Below are 21,934 nucleotides of genomic sequence, written 5' to 3' on the forward strand. Positions count from 1 at the left end.
TCTATTATGTATGTTAGTAGTGTGTATATTGATTTTGATAAATTTTTAACTTTTTAAAAAACTGAGGGGGCGACAGTCTTGATAAAAAGAATTAGAGACGATGTGAAAATGGTGTTTGAACAAGACCCAGCAGCGCGTACAACATTTGAGGTGATTACAACTTATGCTGGATTACATGCAGTATGGAGTCATCTAATTGCGCATAAACTTTATAATAAAAAACGTTATGTACTTGCGAGAATCATATCTCAAGTATCACGTTTCTTTACAGGGATTGAAATACATCCAGGTGCTAAAATTGGCAAACGCTTATTCATAGACCACGGTATGGGCGTTGTCATTGGTGAAACTTGTACAATTGGTGATAATGTAACTATTTATCAAGGTGTCACACTAGGTGGTACAGGTAAAGAAAAAGGGAAACGTCATCCTGATATAGGCGATAACGTATTAATCGCAGCTGGGTCAAAAGTGCTAGGTAATATTCAAATTGATTCAAATGTAAATATTGGTGCGAATTCAGTAGTATTACAATCCGTTCCAAGTTATACGACTGTCGTCGGTATTCCAGGACATATTGTTAAACAAGAAGGTAAACGTATTGGTAAAACATTTGATCATCGTAATTTACCTGACCCATTATTTGAACAAATTAAGCAACTAGAAAAGCAACTAGAAAAAGCTAAGAACGGAGAGATTAAAGATGATTACATTATATAATACTTTGACACGTCAAAAAGAGACATTTGAACCGATTGAACCAGGTAAGGTGAAAATGTATGTTTGCGGTCCGACGGTATACAATTACATTCATATTGGTAATGCGCGTCCAGCTATTAATTATGATGTGGTGCGTAGATATTTCGAATATAAAGGGTATGAAGTGATTTATGTTTCAAATTTCACTGATGTAGACGATAAATTAATTAACCGTTCGAAAGAATTGAATGAGAGTGTGCCAGATATTGCAGATAAATATATTAAAGCATTTTATGAAGATGTTGGCGCATTAAATGTTAAGAAAGCTACTTCAAATCCTCGTGTAATGAATCATATGGACGAGATTATTGATTTTATTAAAGATTTAGTTGACGACGGTTATGCCTACGAGAGTGATGGCGATGTATACTTTAGAACGCGTCAATTTGAGGGGTACGGTAAATTAAGTCATCAGTCATTAGATGATTTAAAAGTAGGCGCAAGAATTGAAGCTGGAGAACAAAAAGAAGATGCGCTAGATTTCACATTATGGAAAAAAGCAAAACCTGGTGAAATTAGTTGGGAAAGTCCTTTTGGTGAGGGACGTCCAGGTTGGCATATTGAATGTTCTGTAATGGCGTTTCACGAATTAGGTAAAACAATTGATATTCATGCCGGTGGTTCTGATTTACAATTCCCACATCATGAAAATGAGATTGCGCAATCAGAAGCACATAATCACGCGCCATTCGCAAATTACTGGATGCATAACGGCTTTATAAATATTGATAACGAAAAAATGAGTAAATCATTAGGTAACTTTATTTTAGTACATGACATCATTAAAGAAGTAGATCCTGATGTATTGCGATTCTTTATGATTAGCGTACATTATAGAAGTCCTATTAATTATAATTTAGAACTGGTTAATGCAGCTAAGAGTGGTTTAGAGCGTATCCGAAATAGTTATCAATTGATAGAAGAACGTGAAACGATTGCGACAGATATTGTTGATCAATCTAATTATATTGATCAAATCGATGCTATTTTAGAACAGTTTGAGACTGTTATGGATGATGATTTCAATACTGCCAACGCAGTTACTGCTTGGTATGATTTGTCTAAACTTGCGAATAAATACGTTTTAGAAAACAATACATCTACGCAAGTCATTTCAAGATTTAAAGAAGTTTATCAAATATTCAGTGATGTGCTCGGTGTGCCACTTAAAGGTAATGAATCAGATATGTTACTTGATGAAGATATTGAAAAACTCATCGAAGAACGTAATGAAGCGCGTAAAAATAAAGACTTTGCACGTGCAGATGAAATTAGAGATATGCTTAAAGAACAAAATATTATACTAGAAGATACGCCACAAGGTGTACGCTTTAAACGTGGATAGTATGGATATTAAATTATTAAATCCATTAACATTAGCCTACATGGGTGACGCAGTATTGGACCAGCACGTGCGTGAATATATTGTTCTTAAATTACAAAGTAAGCCCAATCGATTACATCAAGTTTCGAAAAGTTATGTGTCTGCTAAAAGTCAGGCACAAACTTTAGAAACATTGTTTGAAATGAATTGGTTCACTGATGAAGAACAAGACATTGTTAAAAGAGGTCGCAATGCTAAAAGTCACACTAAGGCTAAAAATACAGATATTCAAACTTACCGTAAAAGTTCTGGGTTAGAAGCAGTCATTGGATTTTTATATTTAGATCATCAAGAAGAAAGATTGAAAAATTTACTTGATATGATTGTACAAACAGTCAATGAAAGGTAGTGAAGACAGTGGAAGATATCGTTATTGTCGGTAGACATGCTGTTAAAGAAGCGATTGTTTCTGGCCATACAATTAATAAAATTTGGATTCAAGAAGGTATTAGAAAGCAACAAATTAATGATATTTTACAAAATGCAAAAGCACAAAAATTAATTGTGCAAACTGTGCCGAAATCCAAATTAGATAATTTAGCAAATGCACCTCATCAAGGTGTCGCTGCACTGATTGCCCCATATGAATATGCGGATTTCGATCAATTTATACAATCGCAAAAAGATAAAGAAGGTTTATCAACGGTTGTAATTTTAGATGGCTTAGAAGACCCACATAACTTAGGTTCAATATTAAGAACGGCAGATGCTAGTGGTGTTGATGGTGTTATTATTCCTAAAAGACGTTCAGTTGCGCTGACACAAACTGTAGCTAAAGCATCCACTGGTGCGATCCAACACGTTCCGGTTATGCGTGTTACAAATTTAGCTAAAACCATTGATGAATTAAAGGAACATGGCTATTGGGTGGCTGGTGCTGAAGCGGATAATGCCACGGACTATAGAGATATGGCGGCGGATGTGCCATTAGCTATCGTTATAGGTAGTGAAGGTCAAGGTATGAGTAGATTAGTTAAAGATAAATGTGATTTTTACATCAAGATACCAATGGTTGGACATGTGAATAGCCTTAATGCATCTGTAGCTGCGAGTCTAATGATGTATGAGGTCTATCGTAAACGTCATCAAATTGAGGACAACGCATGAAAGATAGATATTTAATTATTGATGGCTACAATATGATTGGACAGTCACCGGAACTCGGTAAGATTGCAAAGCATAATTTGCAAGAAGCACGCGAACAATTATTAGATGCCATTGCTAACTATAATGCTGTTGTCGCTGATGAAGTTGTATGTGTGTTTGATGCATATGAACAATCAGGTATAGAAAGAGAATACATTTATCATGGTGTAAAAACAGTATTTACTAAAGAAAAAGAAACGGCAGATAGCTATATCGAACGTTATGTTTATAACCTATATAATAAACACACAACACATATTACCGTTGTAACGAGTGATATGAGTGAGCAACATGCCATATTTGGTGCTGGCGCATATCGAGTATCTTCGAGAGAAATGTGGCGTGATTTAAGAGAGAATGAAATCACGGTCAGTAAGTCTTTGGATAATTTCACAGAAAGTAAACCAAGAACTCGAATTTCATTATCAAATGATGTATTAGCAGAATTTGAAAAAATAAGACGCGGGAATCATAACAAAGATTGAAATTGCCCACTTGTCTTTTGAAAATAACATCGTATAAACTTTCTCTAACTTAATTTGAAAGGGAAGGTTTATGGCGCATCAATTCAAACAACTAGAGGAGACATTTAAAGCGTTTCAAAATAGTCATTGTAGTCTCGAACGAGAAAGATTATTTATAGAAATAGTAAATCATATACAACCGGAGCTTATTCTAAAGTTTAAAAGTTCTAGAGTGCAGAATGAAGAAATAGAAGATTTAGTACAAGAATCACTAATCAGAATTTACTTAGCACTCCATACATTTGATTTTAGTACGAATGTTCCTTTCGAACACTATTTAAACTGTATTGTACGTTCAATACGAAAGGATTTTTGGAGAAGAAAGTATACCGAAATGAATAAACGAGATAGTATGATTAATGATTATGTCATCGAATATAGATTGAACCAATCTATCAAACGTATTGAAGAAGTATGTATGTTACATGAGCAACGTAAAATGTTAACGCGTAGTTTAACAGCACTAAGTCAGTTTGAACGTTGTGTAGCACAATTACTAATGTCTGATTATACGCCTAATGAAATTGCGAAACATTTAGGTATTAAAGATAAAGTGGTTTACAATAGTATTCAACGTTGTAAAATAAAAATGAAGTGTTATTTATTGAAGCATCATTAGTAAGTTGTAATAGCATTTATATAGCGGTGCTAGTTTGACATTTAATGTTTTATTTATGTATAGTATACTGGTATTAAAATGAGCAAAGGTGAACTGAATTGAAAAAAGTACCTTTAATTTGTGAAGTTTGTGGTACAAGAAACTATAATGTACCGAAAAAAGAAACTTCTGCAACGAGATTAGAATTAAAAAAATATTGTTCGAGATGTAATGCGCATACGATTCACAAAGAGTCTAAATAATAGTGAAACTATTACTATTAGAGGTAGCGGTTAACTAACTGTGAGTATGGAGGTAATTTTGATGGCTAAAGATAAGGGCACAAACAAAGAAAAAGATAGTTTCTTCCAAGGCGTTAAAAGTGAAATGGAAAAAACAAGTTGGCCAACAAAAGAAGAACTTTTTAAATATACTGTGATTGTAGTTTCTACAGTAATCTTCTTTATGGTCTTTTTCTGGGTGTTAGATATAGGTATTGGTAATTTAATTGAATTATTTAGATAAGAATAAGGAGTGACAACATGTCTGAAGAGGTTGGCGCAAAGCGTTGGTATGCTGTGCATACGTATTCTGGATATGAAAACAAGGTTAAGAAGAATTTAGAAAAAAGAGTAGAATCAATGAATATGACAGAACAGATTTTTAGAGTTGTCATACCTGAAGAGGAAGAAACACAAGTTAAAGATGGGAAAGCTAAAAAACTACTTAAAAAAACATTCCCTGGTTATGTACTTGTAGAATTAGTAATGACTGATGAATCTTGGTATGTAGTACGTAATACACCAGGTGTTACAGGATTCGTTGGTTCAGCTGGTGCAGGTTCTAAACCAAATCCATTACTTCCAGAAGAAATGAGATTTATCTTGAAACAAATGGGACTGAAAGAAAAAACAATTGATGTTGAATTAGATGTCGGTGAACAAGTTCGTATTAAATCTGGACCATTTGCTAATCAAGTAGGAGAAGTTCAAGAGATTGAACCTGATAAGTTCAAATTAACAGTATTGGTTGATATGTTCGGAAGAGAAACACCAGTTGAAGTTGAATTTGATCAAATCGAAAAATTATAATCAAGTAATTATGGAAAAGCATTGAACAACTAAAAAGATGAAATTTTACTATTGCTTTTTAAGTTGGTTCAGTGTTAAAATAATGTGGTCGCGTTTTTATAGCGCTCATTTCGTCACGAAATGTTTATGAGTGGGAGGGCAAAACTGAGCCCTGTGACCACATCACGATATCAAGGAGGTGCACATCGTGGCTAAAAAAGTAGAAAAAGTAGTTAAATTACAAATTCCTGCAGGTAAAGCGAACCCAGCACCACCAGTTGGTCCAGCATTAGGTCAAGCAGGTGTGAACATCATGGGATTCTGTAAAGAATTCAACGCACGTACGCAAGAACAAGCAGGTTTAATCATTCCGGTAGAAATCAGTGTTTATGAAGATCGTTCATTTACATTCATTACTAAAACTCCACCGGCTCCAGTACTACTTAAAAAAGCAGCTGGCGTAGAAAAAGGTTCTGGTGAACCTAACAAAACTAAAGTTGCTACAGTAACTAAAGATCAAGTACGTGAAATTGCTCAAACTAAAATGCAAGACTTAAACGCTGCAGACGAAGAAGCAGCTATGCGTATTATCGAAGGTACTGCTCGTAGTATGGGTATCACTGTACAATAATTAAAGAATAATAAGTTAGTTTAATTTTGAAATAAACTGATAGACGATAGCAGGTAACAGAAATGACAACGACAATATTGTCTATGATTGGTCTGGATGACTAGTAATTTCTTATGAGATTGCTCAAACATTAGACATTCATCTGTTATCTGCTCTTAACTTGTGTTAGACACAAGTAAGCGTGGGAGGAAATTCCGCTAAAACCACTAAAGGAGGAACAATAAATGGCTAAAAAAGGTAAAAAGTATCAAGAAGCAGCTAATAAAGTTGATCGTACTAAACACTATAGTGTTGAAGAAGCAATCAGCTTAGCTAAAGAAACAAGCATTGCTAACTTTGACGCATCAGTTGAAGTTGCTTTCCGTTTAGGAATTGATACACGTAAAAATGACCAACAAATCCGTGGTGCAGTAGTGTTACCAAACGGAACGGGTAAATCACAACGTGTATTAGTATTTGCTAAAGGTGACAAAATCACTGAAGCAGAAGAAGCAGGCGCAGATTACGTAGGTGAATCTGAATATGTACAAAAAATCCAACAAGGTTGGTTCGACTTTGACGTAGTAGTAGCTACTCCAGACATGATGGGCGAAGTTGGTAAATTAGGTCGTGTATTAGGACCTAAAGGTTTAATGCCAAACCCTAAAACTGGTACAGTAACTATGGACGTTAAAAAAGCTGTTGAAGAAATCAAAGCTGGTAAAGTTGAATACCGTGCTGAAAAAGCTGGTATTGTACATGCTTCAATCGGTAAAGTTTCATTTAGCGATGAAAAATTAGTTGAAAACTTCAAAACGTTACAAGATGTTTTAGCTAAAGCTAAACCATCATCAGCTAAAGGTACTTACTTCAAATCTGTTGCTGTAACTACAACAATGGGTCCTGGAGTTAAAATTGATACTTCATCATTCAAATTATAATTAAGTGTAAACTTATTGAAAATAGAACCTGTGACTTTTTGAAAGTCGCAGGTTATTTTTATGTATAGATATAAATTGAGTTCTGTAAAAGTGTCGCATGAAGATGACACGTAAAACATCTGTATTCACAGGCTATTAAAAGTCGTCTATAAACATTAGTGGTCGTATGTGGATGGAACATAACGCTTAATTTCTACAATTCCTATAACTTTTGCTCGTTTGATTACAAAAAAATTGAAAAAGTTATTGACATATTACAACAATGAGGTTATATTATTTATTGTGATTATTTTACCTAAGACAGTAGGAGTTAACCATTAACTTAAAACATCATCCTGCCGAGGCTAAAATTGACTTGAACGTGTGATCATATAAATGATCTTTCAAGCGCTTTTTGCCGTGGGTAGAAAGTGCTTTTTTTATTGAGAAATTTAAAAAGCACCAAAAATAAAAATGGAGGTGTCTGAATGTCTGCTATTATCGAAGCTAAAAAACAACAAGTTGATGTTATTGCTGAACAACTTAAAAATTCAGTTTCAACTGTTATCGTCGACTACCGTGGCTTAACTGTTGCAGAAGTAACTGAATTACGTTCACAATTACGTGAAGCTGGTGTTGAATATAAAGTTTATAAAAACACTATGGTTCGTCGTGCAGCTGAACAAGCAGGTATCGAAGGCTTAGATGAATTCTTAACAGGTCCTACAGCTGTTGCAACTTCAACTGAAGATGTAGTAGCACCAGCGAAAGTTATCGCAGGATTTGCTAAAGAACATGAAGCTTTAGAAATCAAAACAGGCGTTATGGAAGGTAACCTTATTTCAGCAGAAGAAGTTAAAACTGTTGGTTCATTACCTTCACACGATGGTCTTGTTTCTATGCTTTTATCAGTATTACAAGCTCCAGTACGCAACTTCGCTTATGCGGTTAAAGCTGTTGGAGAACAAAAAGAAGAAAGCGCTGAATAATTGCGCATAAAATTTTAAAATAATTGGAGGAAATATAAAATGGCTAATCAAGAACAAATCATTGAAGCAATTAAAGAAATGTCAGTATTAGAATTAAACGATTTAGTAAAAGCAATTGAAGAAGAATTTGGTGTAACAGCAGCAGCTCCTGTAGCAGCAGCTGGTGCAGCTGGTGGCGGAGATGCAGCAGCAGAAAAAACTGAATTTGACGTTGAGTTAACTTCAGCTGGATCTTCAAAAATCAAAGTTGTTAAAGCAGTTAAAGAAGCAACTGGCTTAGGCTTAAAAGATGCTAAAGAATTAGTAGATAACGCTCCTAAAGTAATCAAAGAAGGCGTTGCTAAAGAAGAAGCTGAAAAACTTAAAGAACAATTAGAAGAAGTTGGAGCTACTGTAGAATTAAAATAATTCTAGTATCTTAACTTAATATCGAATGTTAGTGTATTCGATGTATTTATAACAATACATTGATATAATTAACTTGAATTCTTTGAGAAATTAAAACCCCGTTATCACGATAACGGGGTTTTACTTCATTTTCTAGTAAAATAAAGATGAACAATGAAAAAAGAGGTGGCGTTATGGGACACTATTATGATGAAAATCCTGATGTACAAAGTGATGAAAGAGTCATTCACTATCATTACCATCAACATCAATTAAATCTAACTACAGATGCAGGCGTATTCTCAAAAGCGCAAGTAGATTTTGGATCAGATACTTTAGTACAAACCTTTTTAAATGAACATCCTCCTGGTCCAAGTAAAGCAATTGCTGATGTTGGGTGTGGCTATGGTCCGATTGGATTAATGATTGCTAAAGTTTCACCGCATCATCAAATTACCATGGTTGACGTTAATCATCGTGCGTTAAGTCTTGCTGAAAAGAATAAAAAAGCAAATCAAATTGATAACGTCATTATTAAGGAAAGCGATGGTTTATCGCAATTGAAGGATTGTCATTTCGATTATGTGCTAACAAATCCTCCTATTAGAGCTGGAAAAGAAGTTGTTCATCGTATTTTCGAAGAAGCATATCAACAGCTCAATGCTCAAGGTGAGTTGTACGTTGTGATTCAAAAGAAACAAGGTATGCCTTCTGCTAAGAAGAAAATGGAAGAGATTTTTAATAATGTCGAAGTTGTTAATAAGAACAAGGGATACTACATTTTGAAAAGCCGAAAAGGTTGATTTCAAAGTTGTATTCTGATATAGTTATAAAATGTAAAAATTTATGTTCAATAAGTGTGTACTTTTACGCGAAAAGAGTATGATAAACAAGAATAAATGTAGAATCGAAAATGGTGTCATCAACTGTGTTGCCGTTTTCTTTTTGTCTTGTTATACGAAATTTTCATGCGTATTGGTTCATCACACAATATTTGAGGGGTGAATCTGTTTGGCAGGTCAAGTTGTCCAATATGGAAGACATCGTAAACGTAGAAATTATGCGAGAATTTCAGAAGTATTAGAATTACCAAACTTAATAGAAATTCAAACTAAATCTTACGACTGGTTCCTAAAAGAAGGTTTATTAGAAATGTTCCGTGATATCTCTCCAATTGAAGATTTCACAGGTAACCTTTCATTAGAATTTGTAGATTATCGATTAGGTGAACCAAAATATGATTTAGAAGAATCAAAAAACCGTGACGCTACTTATGCTGCACCTCTTCGTGTTAAAGTACGTCTAATAATTAAAGAAACTGGCGAAGTTAAAGAACAAGAAGTATTCATGGGTGACTTCCCATTAATGACAGATACAGGTACATTTGTAATCAATGGTGCAGAACGTGTAATCGTGTCTCAATTAGTACGTTCACCATCCGTTTACTTCAATGAGAAAATTGACAAAAACGGTCGTGAAAACTACGATGCAACAATTATTCCTAACCGTGGTGCATGGTTAGAATATGAAACGGATGCGAAAGATGTAGTATATGTACGTATTGATAGAACACGTAAATTACCGTTAACAGTATTATTACGTGCTTTAGGTTTCTCTCACGATCAATCAATTATTGATTTATTAGGAGACAGTGAATACTTACGTAATACACTTGAAAAAGACAGCACTGAAAATACTGAACAAGCATTATTAGAAATATACGAACGTTTACGTCCTGGTGAGCCACCAACAGTTGAAAATGCGAAAAGTTTATTATATTCACGCTTTTTCGACCCTAAACGTTATGATTTAGCAAGTGTTGGTCGTTACAAAGCAAATAAAAAGTTACACTTAAAACACCGCTTATTTAACCAAAAATTAGCAGAACCAATCGTCAATAGCGAAACTGGTGAGATTGTTGCCGAAGAAGGTACAGTATTAGACCGTCGTAAATTAGACGAAATTATGGAAGTTTTAGAAGCAAATGCTAATAGTGAAGTGTTTGAATTAGAAGGTACAGTTATTGATGAACCTGTTGAAATTCAATCAATTAAAGTTTACGTTCCAAATGATGAAGAAGGTCGTACAACTACTGTAATTGGTAATGCTTTACCTGATTCAGAAGTTAAATGTATTACACCAGCAGATATCATTGCGTCAATGAGTTATTTCTTTAACTTGTTAAATGGTATTGGTTATACAGACGACATTGACCATTTAGGTAACCGTCGTTTACGTTCAGTTGGTGAATTATTACAAAACCAATTCCGTATCGGTTTATCAAGAATGGAACGTGTTGTGCGTGAAAGAATGTCAATTCAAGATACAGATTCAATCACACCACAACAATTAATTAATATTCGTCCTGTAATTGCTTCTATTAAAGAGTTCTTCGGTAGCTCTCAATTATCACAATTCATGGACCAAGCTAACCCGTTAGCTGAGTTAACACATAAACGTCGTCTATCTGCCCTAGGACCTGGTGGTTTAACACGTGAACGTGCTCAAATGGAAGTGCGTGACGTTCACTACTCTCACTATGGACGTATGTGTCCGATCGAGACACCAGAGGGACCAAACATTGGTTTGATCAACTCACTTTCAAGTTATGCACGTGTGAATGAATTTGGTTTCATTGAAACACCATATCGTAAAGTAGACTTAGACACTAACTCTATTACAGATCAAATCGACTACTTAACAGCTGATGAAGAAGACAGCTATGTAGTAGCCCAAGCGAACTCTCGCTTAGATGAAAATGGCCGTTTCTTAGATGATGAAGTCGTATGTCGTTTCCGTGGTAATAACACAGTTATGGCCAAAGAGAAAATGGACTACATGGACGTATCTCCTAAACAAGTAGTATCAGCTGCGACAGCATGTATTCCATTCCTTGAAAACGATGACTCTAACCGTGCCTTAATGGGTGCGAACATGCAACGTCAAGCAGTACCATTGATGAACACTGAAGCACCATTTGTTGGTACAGGTATGGAACACGTTGCTGCACGTGACTCAGGCGCTGCAATTACTGCTAAACATAGAGGTCGTGTTGAACATGTTGAATCTAAAGAAATCTTAGTTCGTCGTTTAGTAGAAGAGAATGGCATTGAACATGAAGGTGAATTAGATCGTTATCCATTAGCTAAATTTAAACGTTCAAATACAGGTACGTGTTATAACCAACGTCCAATTGTTACAGTTGGCGACGTTGTTGAGTACAATGAAATTCTAGCTGACGGACCATCTATGGAATTAGGTGAAATGGCGTTAGGACGTAACGTTGTAGTTGGTTTCATGACTTGGGACGGTTACAACTATGAGGATGCTGTTATTATGAGTGAACGTCTAGTTAAAGATGACGTTTATACTTCAATTCATATTGAAGAATATGAATCAGAAGCGCGTGATACTAAACTAGGACCTGAAGAAATCACTCGTGACATTCCGAATGTGTCAGAAAATGCACTTAAAAACTTAGATGATCGTGGTATTGTCTACGTTGGTGCTGAAGTTAAAGACGGTGACATCTTAGTAGGTAAAGTAACGCCTAAAGGTGTGACTGAATTAACAGCTGAAGAAAGATTATTACATGCTATCTTCGGTGAGAAAGCACGTGAAGTACGTGATACATCATTACGTGTACCTCACGGTGCCGGTGGTATCGTTCTTGATGTTAAAGTGTTTAATCGTGAAGAAGGCGATGATACTTTATCACCAGGCGTTAACCAATTAGTACGTGTATACATCGTACAAAAACGTAAAATCCATGTTGGGGATAAAATGTGTGGTCGTCACGGTAACAAAGGGGTTATCTCTAAGATTGTACCTGAAGAAGATATGCCTTACTTACCAGATGGACGTCCAATCGATATCATGTTAAACCCACTTGGTGTACCATCTCGTATGAACATCGGACAAGTATTAGAACTACACTTAGGTATGGCTGCTAAAAACTTAGGCATCCATGTTGCATCTCCAGTATTCGATGGTGCGAACGATGATGATGTATGGTCAACAATCGAAGAGGCAGGTATGGCACGTGACGGTAAAACAGTCTTATACGATGGTAGAACAGGTGAACCATTCGATAATCGTATTTCTGTTGGTGTTATGTACATGCTTAAACTTGCACACATGGTTGACGACAAACTTCATGCGCGTTCAACTGGTCCATACTCACTTGTAACGCAACAACCACTTGGTGGTAAAGCACAATTCGGTGGACAACGTTTTGGTGAGATGGAGGTATGGGCACTAGAAGCTTATGGTGCTGCTTACACATTACAAGAAATCTTAACTTACAAATCTGACGATACTGTAGGACGTGTTAAAACTTACGAAGCTATCGTTAAAGGTGAAAACATCTCTAGACCAAGTGTTCCAGAATCATTCCGTGTATTGATGAAAGAATTACAAAGTTTAGGTTTAGATGTCAAAGTTATGGATGAACATGATAATGAAATCGAAATGGCGGATGTTGATGATGAAGATGCAACTGAGCGCAAAGTAGATTTACAACAAAAAGATGTTCCTGAAACTCAAAAAGAAACTACTGACTAATTAGAAATAGAAGTTATCTAAATAAGGGATATGAAACTCAGTTCGATTTAATTCTGAAACATGGATAAATCGTACTGATTTCCTCCCTATATTCATAATGACTTGTTTTAGTTTCAATAGATGTAAATCAATCAAATAGCACAGCTAATCTAAATTGAAGGAGGTAGGCTCCTTGATTGATGTAAATAATTTCCATTATATGAAAATCGGTTTAGCCTCACCTGAAAAAATCCGTTCATGGTCATACGGTGAAGTAAAAAAACCAGAAACAATCAACTATCGTACATTGAAACCAGAAAAAGATGGTCTTTTCTGTGAAAGAATTTTTGGACCTACAAAAGACTGGGAATGTAGTTGTGGTAAGTACAAACGTGTACGCTACAAAGGCATGGTCTGTGACAGATGTGGTGTAGAAGTAACTAAATCTAAAGTACGTCGTGAAAGAATGGGACACATTGAATTAGCTGCTCCAGTTTCACATATTTGGTATTTCAAAGGTATTCCAAGTCGTATGGGTCTTTTATTAGACATGTCTCCTAGAGCATTAGAAGAAGTGATTTACTTCGCTTCATATGTTGTTGTGGATCCAGGCCCAACTGGCTTAGAGAAAAAATCTTTACTATCTGAAGCTGAATTCAGAGATTATTATGATAAATATCCAGGCCAATTTGTCGCTAAAATGGGTGCTGAAGGTATTAAAGATTTATTAGAAGAAATCAACTTAGACGAAGAATTAAAATCATTACGTGACGAATTAGAATCTGCAACAGGTCAAAGATTGACACGTGCGATTAAACGTTTAGAAGTTGTTGAATCATTCAGAAACTCTGGTAATAACCCAGCATGGATGATTTTAGATGTACTTCCAATTATTCCACCAGAAATCCGTCCAATGGTTCAGTTAGATGGTGGACGTTTCGCAACAAGTGATTTAAATGACTTATACCGTCGTGTAATTAACCGTAACAACCGTTTGAAACGTTTATTAGACTTAGGTGCCCCTGGCATCATCGTTCAAAATGAAAAACGTATGTTACAAGAAGCTGTAGATGCTTTAATTGACAACGGTCGTCGTGGTCGTCCAGTTACTGGTCCAGGTAACAGACCATTGAAATCTCTTTCACATATGCTGAAAGGTAAACAAGGTCGTTTCCGTCAAAACTTACTTGGTAAACGTGTTGACTATTCAGGTCGTTCAGTTATTGCAGTTGGACCAAGCTTGAAAATGTATCAATGTGGATTACCTAAAGAAATGGCACTTGAATTGTTCAAACCATTCGTGATGAAAGAATTAGTTCAACGTGAAATTGCTACGAACATCAAAAACGCTAAAAGTAAAATTGAACGTATGGACGATGAAGTTTGGGACGTATTAGAAGATGTAATCAGAGAACATCCTGTATTACTTAACCGTGCACCTACACTTCACAGATTAGGTATCCAAGCATTCGAACCTACATTAGTTGAAGGTCGTGCTATCCGTCTTCACCCACTTGTAACAACAGCTTACAACGCGGACTTTGACGGTGACCAAATGGCTGTTCACGTTCCTTTATCTAAAGAAGCACAAGCTGAAGCACGTATGTTAATGCTAGCTGCGCAAAACATCTTGAACCCTAAAGATGGTAAACCTGTTGTAACACCATCACAAGATATGGTACTAGGTAACTATTACCTTACTTTAGAACGTAAAGATGCAGTAAACACTGGCACAATCTTTAATGATACTAATGAAGTGCTTAAAGCATATGCAAATGGTTATGTACATTTACACACTCGTATTGGTGTGCATGCGAAATCATTTAATAACCCTACATTTACAGAAGCTCAAAACAACAAAATTTTAGCTACTTCAGTAGGTAAAGTGATCTTCAATGAAATCATTCCTGATTCATTCGCATTTATTAATGAACCTAGCCAAACTAATCTTGAAGGTAAAACACCGGATAAATACTTTATTGATCCAACTCAATTAGGTGAAGGTGGACTTAAAGCTTACTTTGAAGAACAAGAGCTTATTGAACCATTCAATAAAAAATTCTTAGGTAATATTATTGCCGAAGTCTTCAATAGATTTAGCATCACTGACACATCTATGATGCTTGACCGTATGAAAGATTTAGGTTTCAAATTCTCATCTAAAGCTGGTATTACTGTTGGTGTAGCAGATATTGTTGTACTTCCAGATAAACAAGATATCTTAGATGAACATGAAAAATTAGTTGAACGCGTGTCTAAACAATTTAACCGTGGTTTAATTACTGAAGATGAACGTTATAATGCTGTTGTTGAAATTTGGACAGATGCCAAAGATCAAATTCAAGGCGAATTAATGCAATCACTTGAGAAAACAAACCCAATCTTCATGATGAGTGACTCTGGTGCCCGTGGTAACGCATCTAACTTTACTCAGTTAGCTGGTATGCGTGGTTTAATGGCCGCTCCATCAGGTAAAATTATCGAGTTACCTATCACATCTTCATTCCGTGAAGGTTTAACGGTATTAGAATACTTCATCTCTACTCACGGTGCGCGTAAAGGTCTTGCCGATACAGCCCTTAAAACAGCTGACTCTGGTTACCTTACTCGTCGTCTTGTTGACGTTGCACAAGATGTTATCGTTCGTGAAGAAGACTGTGGTACAGACCGTGGTTTACTCGTTTCTGATATCAAAGAAGGTACAGAAATGATTGAACCATTCATCGAACGTATTGAAGGACGTTACTCTAAAGAAACAATTCGTCATCCTGAAACGGATGAAGTAATCATTCGTCCAGATGAATTAATTACAGCTGAAATTGCTAAGAAAATCAGTGATGCAGGCATTGAACAAATGTACATCCGCTCAGCATTTACTTGTAACACACGTCACGGTGTTTGTGAAAAATGTTACGGTAAAAACCTTGCAACAGGTGAAAAAGTTGAAGTGGGTGAAGCAGTTGGTACAATCGCTGCGCAATCAATCGGTGAACCTGGTACCCAACTTACAATGCGTACATTCCATACAGGTGGTGTAGCAGGAAGCGATATCACTCAAGGTCTTCCTCGTATCCAAGAGATTTTCGAAGCACGTAATCCTAAAGGTCAAGCCGTGATTACTGAAATCGAAGGTGTCGTTGAAGATATTAAATTAGCTAAAGACCGTCAACAAGAAATTGTTGTTAAAGGTGCTAATGAAACAAGATCTTACTTAGCTTCAGGTACTTCTAGATTGAAAGTAGAAATCGGTCAATCAGTTGAACGTGGTGAAGTGTTAACAGAAGGTTCAATCGAGCCTAAGAACTTCTTAGCCGTTGCTGGTTTAAATGCAACTGAAAGCTACTTACTTAAAGAAGTTCAAAAAGTTTATCGTATGCAAGGTGTAGAAATCGACGATAAACACGTTGAAGTAATGGTAAGACAAATGCTACGTAAAGTTAGAATCATTGAAGCTGGCGATACTAAGTTATTACCTGGTTCATTGGTTGATATTCATAACTTTACAGATGCAAACAGAGAAGCATTTAAAGAACGTAAACGTCCAGCAACAGCTAAACCAGTATTGCTTGGTATTACTAAAGCTTCTCTTGAAACAGAAAGCTTCTTATCAGCAGCGTCATTCCAAGAAACAACACGTGTGCTTACAGATGCAGCTATCAAAGGTAAACGTGATGACTTACTTGGACTTAAAGAGAACGTTATTATCGGTAAGTTAATTCCAGCTGGTACTGGTATGAGACGTTATAGCGACGTTAAATACGATAAAGCGGAAACACCAGTTACTGAAACTGAAGAAGCCGAAGTTATTGAATAAACTATAAAATAAAGCCTATTAGGAATTATTTTATAATTGACGAGACGGGACATATCTAACTTTTAAAGAGGTAGTCTCGCTCTCGTTCTTTATTTTTTAAAATGAGTAAAAAGTCTACAAAAAATGTTGACTTGATACTTCAATAAGTGTTATTATTGTAAAGGTTGATGCAAGCAGAACTTTGGAGGATATTTTAATGTCTAATGAAAAAGTTGCACGCTTTAACAAACAACACTATGTAGTTGGTCTTAAAGAAACGCTTAAAGCGTTAAATAGAGATCAAGTTGCATCTTTGATTATTGCTCAAGACGTTGAGGTGCATTTGTTAGCTCACGTATTTAGTTTAATCAATCATAAAAATATACCTATCACTTATTATCAAAGCAAACATGCTTTAGGTAACTATGTAGGTATTAATGTTAATGCAACCATTGTTGCGTTATTGAATGAGAATTAGTAAGTATTTTGCTTACTAAATTTTATTTAACCTAAAAATGAACCACCTGGATGTGTGGAATTAAAAAGTGAAGAGAGGAGGACATTTCAATGCCAACTATTAACCAATTAGTACGTAAACCTAGACAAAGCAAATCTAAAAAATCAGATTCACCAGCTTTAAACAAAGGTTTTAATAGTAAAAAGAAACAATTTACTAACTTAAACTCACCTCAAAAACGTGGTGTTTGTACTCGTGTAGGTACTATGACACCTAAAAAACCTAACTCAGCGTTACGTAAATATGCACGTGTGCGTTTATCAAACAATATTGAAATCAACGCATACATCCCTGGTATCGGCCATAACTTACAAGAACACAGTGTAGTACTTGTACGTGGTGGACGTGTAAAAGACTTACCTGGTGTGCGTTACCACATCGTACGTGGTGCACTTGATACTTCAGGTGTTGACGGACGTAGACAAGGCCGTTCATTATACGGAACTAAAAAACCTAAAAATTAAGTTTAAGATTGTGTAAATTTTAATTTCAATTTTTAATAATATACTATAATAGGAAGGGAGGATTTTAATTATGCCTCGTAAAGGATCAGTACCTAAAAGAGACGTATTACCAGATCCAATTCATAACTCTAAATTAGTTACAAAATTGATCAACAAAATTATGTTAGATGGTAAACGCGGAACTGCACAAAGAATTCTTTATTCAGCATTTGACCTTGTAGAACAACGCAGTGGTCGTGATGCTTTAGAAGTATTTGAAGAAGCAATCAACAATATTATGCCAGTATTAGAAGTAAAAGCTCGTCGTGTGGGTGGTTCAAACTACCAAGTACCAGTTGAGGTTCGCCCTGAACGTCGTACGACTCTAGGATTACGTTGGTTAGTAAACTACGCTCGTCTTCGTGGTGAAAAAACTATGGAAGATCGTTTAGCTAACGAAATCTTAGATGCTGCTAATAATACAGGTGGTGCCGTTAAGAAACGTGAGGACACTCACAAAATGGCTGAAGCGAACAAAGCATTCGCTCACTACCGCTGGTAAGATTAAAGCTTTAACCCTGAGTGTGTTCCGTCACATTGGTTTACCAAATAAGATGGCTCATGCTTAGGGCATCGCCATATTCAATAGTACTTATTCAGTAATTACTGGAAGGAGAAAAACAATGGCTAGAGACTTTTCTTTGAAAAACACTCGTAATATCGGTATCATGGCTCACATCGATGCTGGTAAAACAACTACGACTGAACGTATTCTTTACTATACAGGTCGTATCCACAAAATTGGTGAAACACACGAAGGTGCTTCACAAATGGACTGGATGGAACAAGAACAAGACCGTGGTATTACAATCACATCAGCTGCTACAACAGCTCAATGGGATGGCCACCGTGTAAACATTATCGATACTCCAGGACACGTAGACTTCACTGTAGAGGTTGAACGTTCATTACGTGTACTTGATGGTGCGGTTACTGTACTTGATGCGCAATCAGGTGTAGAACCTCAAACTGAAACAGTTTGGCGTCAAGCTACAACATACGGTGTACCTCGTATCGTATTCGTAAACAAAATGGATAAATTAGGTGCTAACTTCGATTATTCTGTAAGCACATTACATGATCGTTTAGATGCTAACGCTGCACCTATCCAATTACCAATTGGTGCCGAAGACGAATTTGAAGCTATCATTGACTTAGTTGAAATGAAATGTTTCAAATATACAAACGACTTAGGTACTGAAATTGACGAAATTGAAATTCCTGAAGATCACAAAGAAAGAGCAGAAGAAGCTCGTTCTAATTTAATCGAAGCAGTTGCTGAAACTAACGACGATTTAATGGAAAAATATCTTGGTGACGAAGAAATTTCAGTTGAAGAATTAAAAGATGCTATCCGTCAAGCAACTACTGACGTAGAATTCTACCCAGTACTTTGTGGTACAGCATTCAAAAACAAAGGTGTTCAATTAATGCTTAACGCAGTAATTGACTACTTACCATCACCTTTAGATGTTAAACCAATTGTTGGCCACCGTGCTGACAATCCTGAAGAAGAAGTAATTGCTAAACCAGACGATTCAGCTGAATTCGCTGCATTAGCATTTAAAGTTATGACTGACCCTTATGTTGGTAAATTAACTTTCTTCCGTGTATATTCAGGTACTTTAACATCAGGTTCTTACATTAAGAACTCAACTAAAGACAAACGTGAACGTGTAGGTCGTTTATTACAAATGCACGCTAACTCACGTCAAGAAATCGATACTGTTTACTCAGGCGATATCGCTGCTGCAGTTGGTCTTAAAGATACAGGTACTGGTGACACATTATGTGGTGAAAAGAATGACATTATCTTAGAATCAATGGAATTCCCAGAACCAGTTATCCACTTATCAGTAGAACCTAAATCTAAAGCTGACCAAGATAAAATGACTCAAGCTTTAGTTAAATTACAAGAAGAAGACCCTACTTTCCATGCACACACAGATGAAGAAACTGGACAAGTTATCATCGGTGGTATGGGTGAGTTACACTTAGACATCTTAGTTGACCGTATGAAGAAAGAATTCAACGTTGAATGTAATGTAGGTGCGCCAATGGTTTCATACCGTGAAACATTCAAGCAATCTGCACAAGTTCAAGGTAAATTCTCTCGTCAATCTGGTGGTCGTGGTCAATACGGTGATGTTCACATTGAATTCACACCAAACGAAACTGGCGCAGGTTTCGAATTCGAAAACGCTATCGTTGGTGGTGTAGTTCCTCGTGAATACATTCCATCAGTTGAAGCTGGTCTTAAAGATGCTATGGAAAACGGTGTCTTAGCTGGATATCCATTAATCGATGTTAAAGCTAAATTATTTGATGGTTCATACCATGATGTCGATTCATCAGAAATGGCCTTCAAAATTGCTGCATCATTAGCGCTTAAAGAAGCTGCTAAAAAATGTGATCCAGTTATCTTAGAACCAATGATGAAAGTAACAATCGAAATGCCTGAAGAATACATGGGCGATATCATGGGTGACGTAACAGCTCGTCGTGGACGTGTTGATGGTATGGAACCTCGTGGTAATGCACAAGTTGTTAACGCTTATGTACCACTTTCAGAAATGTTCGGTTATGCAACTTCATTACGTTCTAACACTCAAGGTCGCGGTACTTACACAATGTACTTCGATCACTATGCAGAAGTTCCAAAATCAATCGCTGATGATATCATCAAAAAAAATAAAGGTGAATAATTAAACTTGTTTTAACTAGATTTTCTAGGTAAAATACAGCGTATGCTTATTCTTTAAGCAAACACCTTTATGAATTGATTTTTTACTGAAAATGCATTATAAATGAATTATGAATTCTAACAATCATTATGTCTCATGATGGTGAGAAACTATCATGAGAGATAATATTGAAATAACTTTTACTAGAATAGGAGAGATTTAATAATGGCAAAAGAAAAATTTGATCGCTCAAAAGAACATGCCAATATTGGTACTATCGGTCACGTTGACCATGGTAAAACTACTTTAACAGCTGCTATCGCAACTGTATTAGCTAAAAATGGTGACACTGTAGCACAATCATATGACATGATTGACAACGCTCCAGAAGAAAAAGAACGTGGTATCACAATCAATACTGCACACATCGAATACCAAACTGACAAACGTCACTATGCTCACGTTGACTGCCCAGGACACGCTGACTATGTTAAAAACATGATCACTGGTGCTGCTCAAATGGACGGCGGTATCTTAGTAGTGTCTGCTGCTGACGGTCCAATGCCACAAACTCGTGAACACATTCTTTTATCACGTAACGTTGGTGTACCAGCATTAGTAGTATTCTTAAACAAAGTTGACATGGTTGACGATGAAGAATTATTAGAATTAGTTGAAATGGAAGTACGTGACTTATTATCTGAATACGACTTCCCAGGTGACGACGTACCTGTAATCGCTGGTTCAGCTTTAAAAGCTTTAGAAGGCGATGCTCAATACGAAGAAAAAATCTTAGAATTAATGCAAGCAGTTGATGATTACATTCCAACTCCAGAACGTGATTCTGACAAACCATTCATGATGCCAGTTGAGGACGTATTCTCAATCACTGGTCGTGGTACTGTTGCTACAGGCCGTGTTGAACGTGGTCAAATCAAAGTTGGTGAAGAAGTTGAAATCATTGGTATCCATGACACTTCTAAAACAACTGTTACTGGTGTAGAAATGTTCCGTAAATTATTAGACTACGCTGAAGCTGGTGACAACATCGGTGCATTATTACGTGGTGTTGCTCGTGAAGACGTACAACGTGGTCAAGTATTAGCTGCTCCAGGTTCAATCACACCTCACACAAAATTCAAAGCAGACGTATACGTTTTATCTAAAGACGAAGGTGGACGTCACACTCCATTCTTCACAAACTATCGTCCACAATTCTATTTCCGTACTACTGACGTAACTGGTGTTGTTAACTTACCAGAAGGTACTGAAATGGTTATGCCTGGCGACAACGTTGAAATGACAGTAGAATTAATCGCTCCTATCGCGATTGAAGACGGTACTCGTTTCTCAATCCGTGAAGGTGGACGTACTGTAGGATCAGGCGTTGTAACTGAAATCATCGAATAATTTTAATTATTCTTTATTTCAAAGACTCCCTTTAAGGGAGTCTTTTTTTTGGAGAAGAGCAGAAATTAAAATAATTGGGTTCTACGCAAACATCGGTT

Annotated in this window: 21 protein-coding genes and 1 other annotated feature; all 21 genes read left to right on the forward strand. The window is 36.2% G+C overall.

From position 1 onward, the window contains the following. Positions 1–78 precede the first annotated feature (78 nt). A complete protein-coding gene (cysE, locus tag KA858_RS08145; RefSeq protein ID WP_070854635.1) occupies positions 79–720 on the forward strand; it encodes a serine O-acetyltransferase in 642 nt (213 codons plus the stop codon). Next, positions 704–2,104, forward strand: coding sequence for a cysteine--tRNA ligase (cysS, locus tag KA858_RS08150; protein ID WP_053031010.1), 1,401 nt, complete (start codon positions 704–706; stop codon positions 2,102–2,104). Before cysE ends, cysS begins: the two co-directional genes overlap by 17 nt. 1 nt (position 2,105) lies before the next feature. After that, a complete protein-coding gene (locus KA858_RS08155) occupies positions 2,106–2,492 on the forward strand; it encodes a Mini-ribonuclease 3 (RefSeq protein WP_107630137.1) in 387 nt (128 codons plus the stop codon). Positions 2,493–2,500: 8 nt separating this feature from the next. Further along, positions 2,501–3,250, forward strand: a complete 750-nt coding sequence (gene rlmB / locus KA858_RS08160) for a 23S rRNA (guanosine(2251)-2'-O)-methyltransferase RlmB (protein ID WP_210125955.1) — start codon at positions 2,501–2,503, stop codon at positions 3,248–3,250. Then, complete coding sequence (locus KA858_RS08165; RefSeq protein WP_053031016.1) at positions 3,247–3,774, forward strand: NYN domain-containing protein; 528 nt, start codon at positions 3,247–3,249, stop codon at positions 3,772–3,774. The genes rlmB and KA858_RS08165 overlap by 4 nt, the downstream gene beginning before the upstream one ends. Positions 3,775–3,844: 70 nt before the next feature. Beyond that, the gene (locus tag KA858_RS08170) at positions 3,845–4,432 is read left to right on the forward strand and encodes a sigma-70 family RNA polymerase sigma factor (protein WP_210125956.1); all 588 of its coding nucleotides are present in this window, start codon (positions 3,845–3,847) and stop codon (positions 4,430–4,432) included. 98 nt (positions 4,433–4,530) lie between these two features. After that, positions 4,531–4,674: a 50S ribosomal protein L33 gene (rpmG, locus tag KA858_RS08175; protein WP_080365550.1), complete on the forward strand. Its 144-nt coding sequence runs from the start codon at positions 4,531–4,533 to the stop codon at positions 4,672–4,674. Between the two features lie 61 nt (positions 4,675–4,735). Then, entirely contained in the window at positions 4,736–4,936 is a 201-nt protein-coding gene (gene secE, locus KA858_RS08180; protein ID WP_011276726.1) for a preprotein translocase subunit SecE, read from the forward strand. A 17-nt stretch (positions 4,937–4,953) separates the two neighbouring features. Then, positions 4,954–5,502, forward strand: coding sequence for a transcription termination/antitermination protein NusG (gene nusG, locus KA858_RS08185; protein WP_053031020.1), 549 nt, complete (start codon positions 4,954–4,956; stop codon positions 5,500–5,502). 187 nt (positions 5,503–5,689) lie between these two features. After that, entirely contained in the window at positions 5,690–6,112 is a 423-nt protein-coding gene (rplK, locus tag KA858_RS08190) for a 50S ribosomal protein L11 (RefSeq protein WP_001832298.1), read from the forward strand. Positions 6,113–6,336: 224 nt separating this feature from the next. Beyond that, complete coding sequence (gene rplA / locus KA858_RS08195; protein ID WP_011276724.1) at positions 6,337–7,032, forward strand: 50S ribosomal protein L1; 696 nt, start codon at positions 6,337–6,339, stop codon at positions 7,030–7,032. A 276-nt stretch (positions 7,033–7,308) separates the two neighbouring features. Next, positions 7,309–7,461, forward strand: a sequence feature (ribosomal protein L10 leader region). Positions 7,462–7,499: 38 nt separating this feature from the next. Continuing rightward, positions 7,500–8,000: a 50S ribosomal protein L10 gene (gene rplJ, locus KA858_RS08200; protein ID WP_053031024.1), complete on the forward strand. Its 501-nt coding sequence runs from the start codon at positions 7,500–7,502 to the stop codon at positions 7,998–8,000. Between the two features lie 39 nt (positions 8,001–8,039). After that, positions 8,040–8,408, forward strand: a complete 369-nt coding sequence (gene rplL / locus KA858_RS08205; RefSeq protein ID WP_011276720.1) for a 50S ribosomal protein L7/L12 — start codon at positions 8,040–8,042, stop codon at positions 8,406–8,408. Between the two features lie 173 nt (positions 8,409–8,581). Continuing rightward, a complete protein-coding gene (locus tag KA858_RS08210) occupies positions 8,582–9,190 on the forward strand; it encodes a class I SAM-dependent methyltransferase (RefSeq protein WP_210125958.1) in 609 nt (202 codons plus the stop codon). A gap of 208 nt (positions 9,191–9,398) precedes the next feature. Beyond that, entirely contained in the window at positions 9,399–12,950 is a 3,552-nt protein-coding gene (gene rpoB / locus KA858_RS08215) for a DNA-directed RNA polymerase subunit beta (protein WP_210125959.1), read from the forward strand. A 199-nt stretch (positions 12,951–13,149) separates the two neighbouring features. Beyond that, complete coding sequence (gene rpoC / locus KA858_RS08220) at positions 13,150–16,743, forward strand: DNA-directed RNA polymerase subunit beta' (protein ID WP_210125960.1); 3,594 nt, start codon at positions 13,150–13,152, stop codon at positions 16,741–16,743. 196 nt (positions 16,744–16,939) lie between these two features. Next, the gene (locus KA858_RS08225) at positions 16,940–17,200 is read left to right on the forward strand and encodes a ribosomal L7Ae/L30e/S12e/Gadd45 family protein (protein ID WP_053031031.1); all 261 of its coding nucleotides are present in this window, start codon (positions 16,940–16,942) and stop codon (positions 17,198–17,200) included. Positions 17,201–17,289: 89 nt separating this feature from the next. Next, positions 17,290–17,703 (forward strand): 30S ribosomal protein S12, encoded by a 414-nt coding sequence (gene rpsL, locus KA858_RS08230; RefSeq protein ID WP_053031033.1) that lies wholly within the window; start codon positions 17,290–17,292, stop codon positions 17,701–17,703. Positions 17,704–17,773: 70 nt separating this feature from the next. Beyond that, a complete protein-coding gene (gene rpsG, locus KA858_RS08235; RefSeq protein ID WP_001137495.1) occupies positions 17,774–18,244 on the forward strand; it encodes a 30S ribosomal protein S7 in 471 nt (156 codons plus the stop codon). Between the two features lie 121 nt (positions 18,245–18,365). Next, positions 18,366–20,447 (forward strand): elongation factor G, encoded by a 2,082-nt coding sequence (fusA, locus tag KA858_RS08240; RefSeq protein WP_070854628.1) that lies wholly within the window; start codon positions 18,366–18,368, stop codon positions 20,445–20,447. Positions 20,448–20,651: 204 nt separating this feature from the next. Next, on the forward strand, positions 20,652–21,836 hold the full coding sequence (gene tuf / locus KA858_RS08245; RefSeq protein ID WP_011276713.1) for an elongation factor Tu: 1,185 nt from the start codon (positions 20,652–20,654) through the stop codon (positions 21,834–21,836). Positions 21,837–21,934: the final 98 nt, after the last annotated feature.

Origin of the sequence: Staphylococcus sp. GDX8P80P (assembly GCF_017893095.1) — a bacterium.
GTDB lineage: Bacteria > Bacillota > Bacilli > Staphylococcales > Staphylococcaceae > Staphylococcus > Staphylococcus borealis.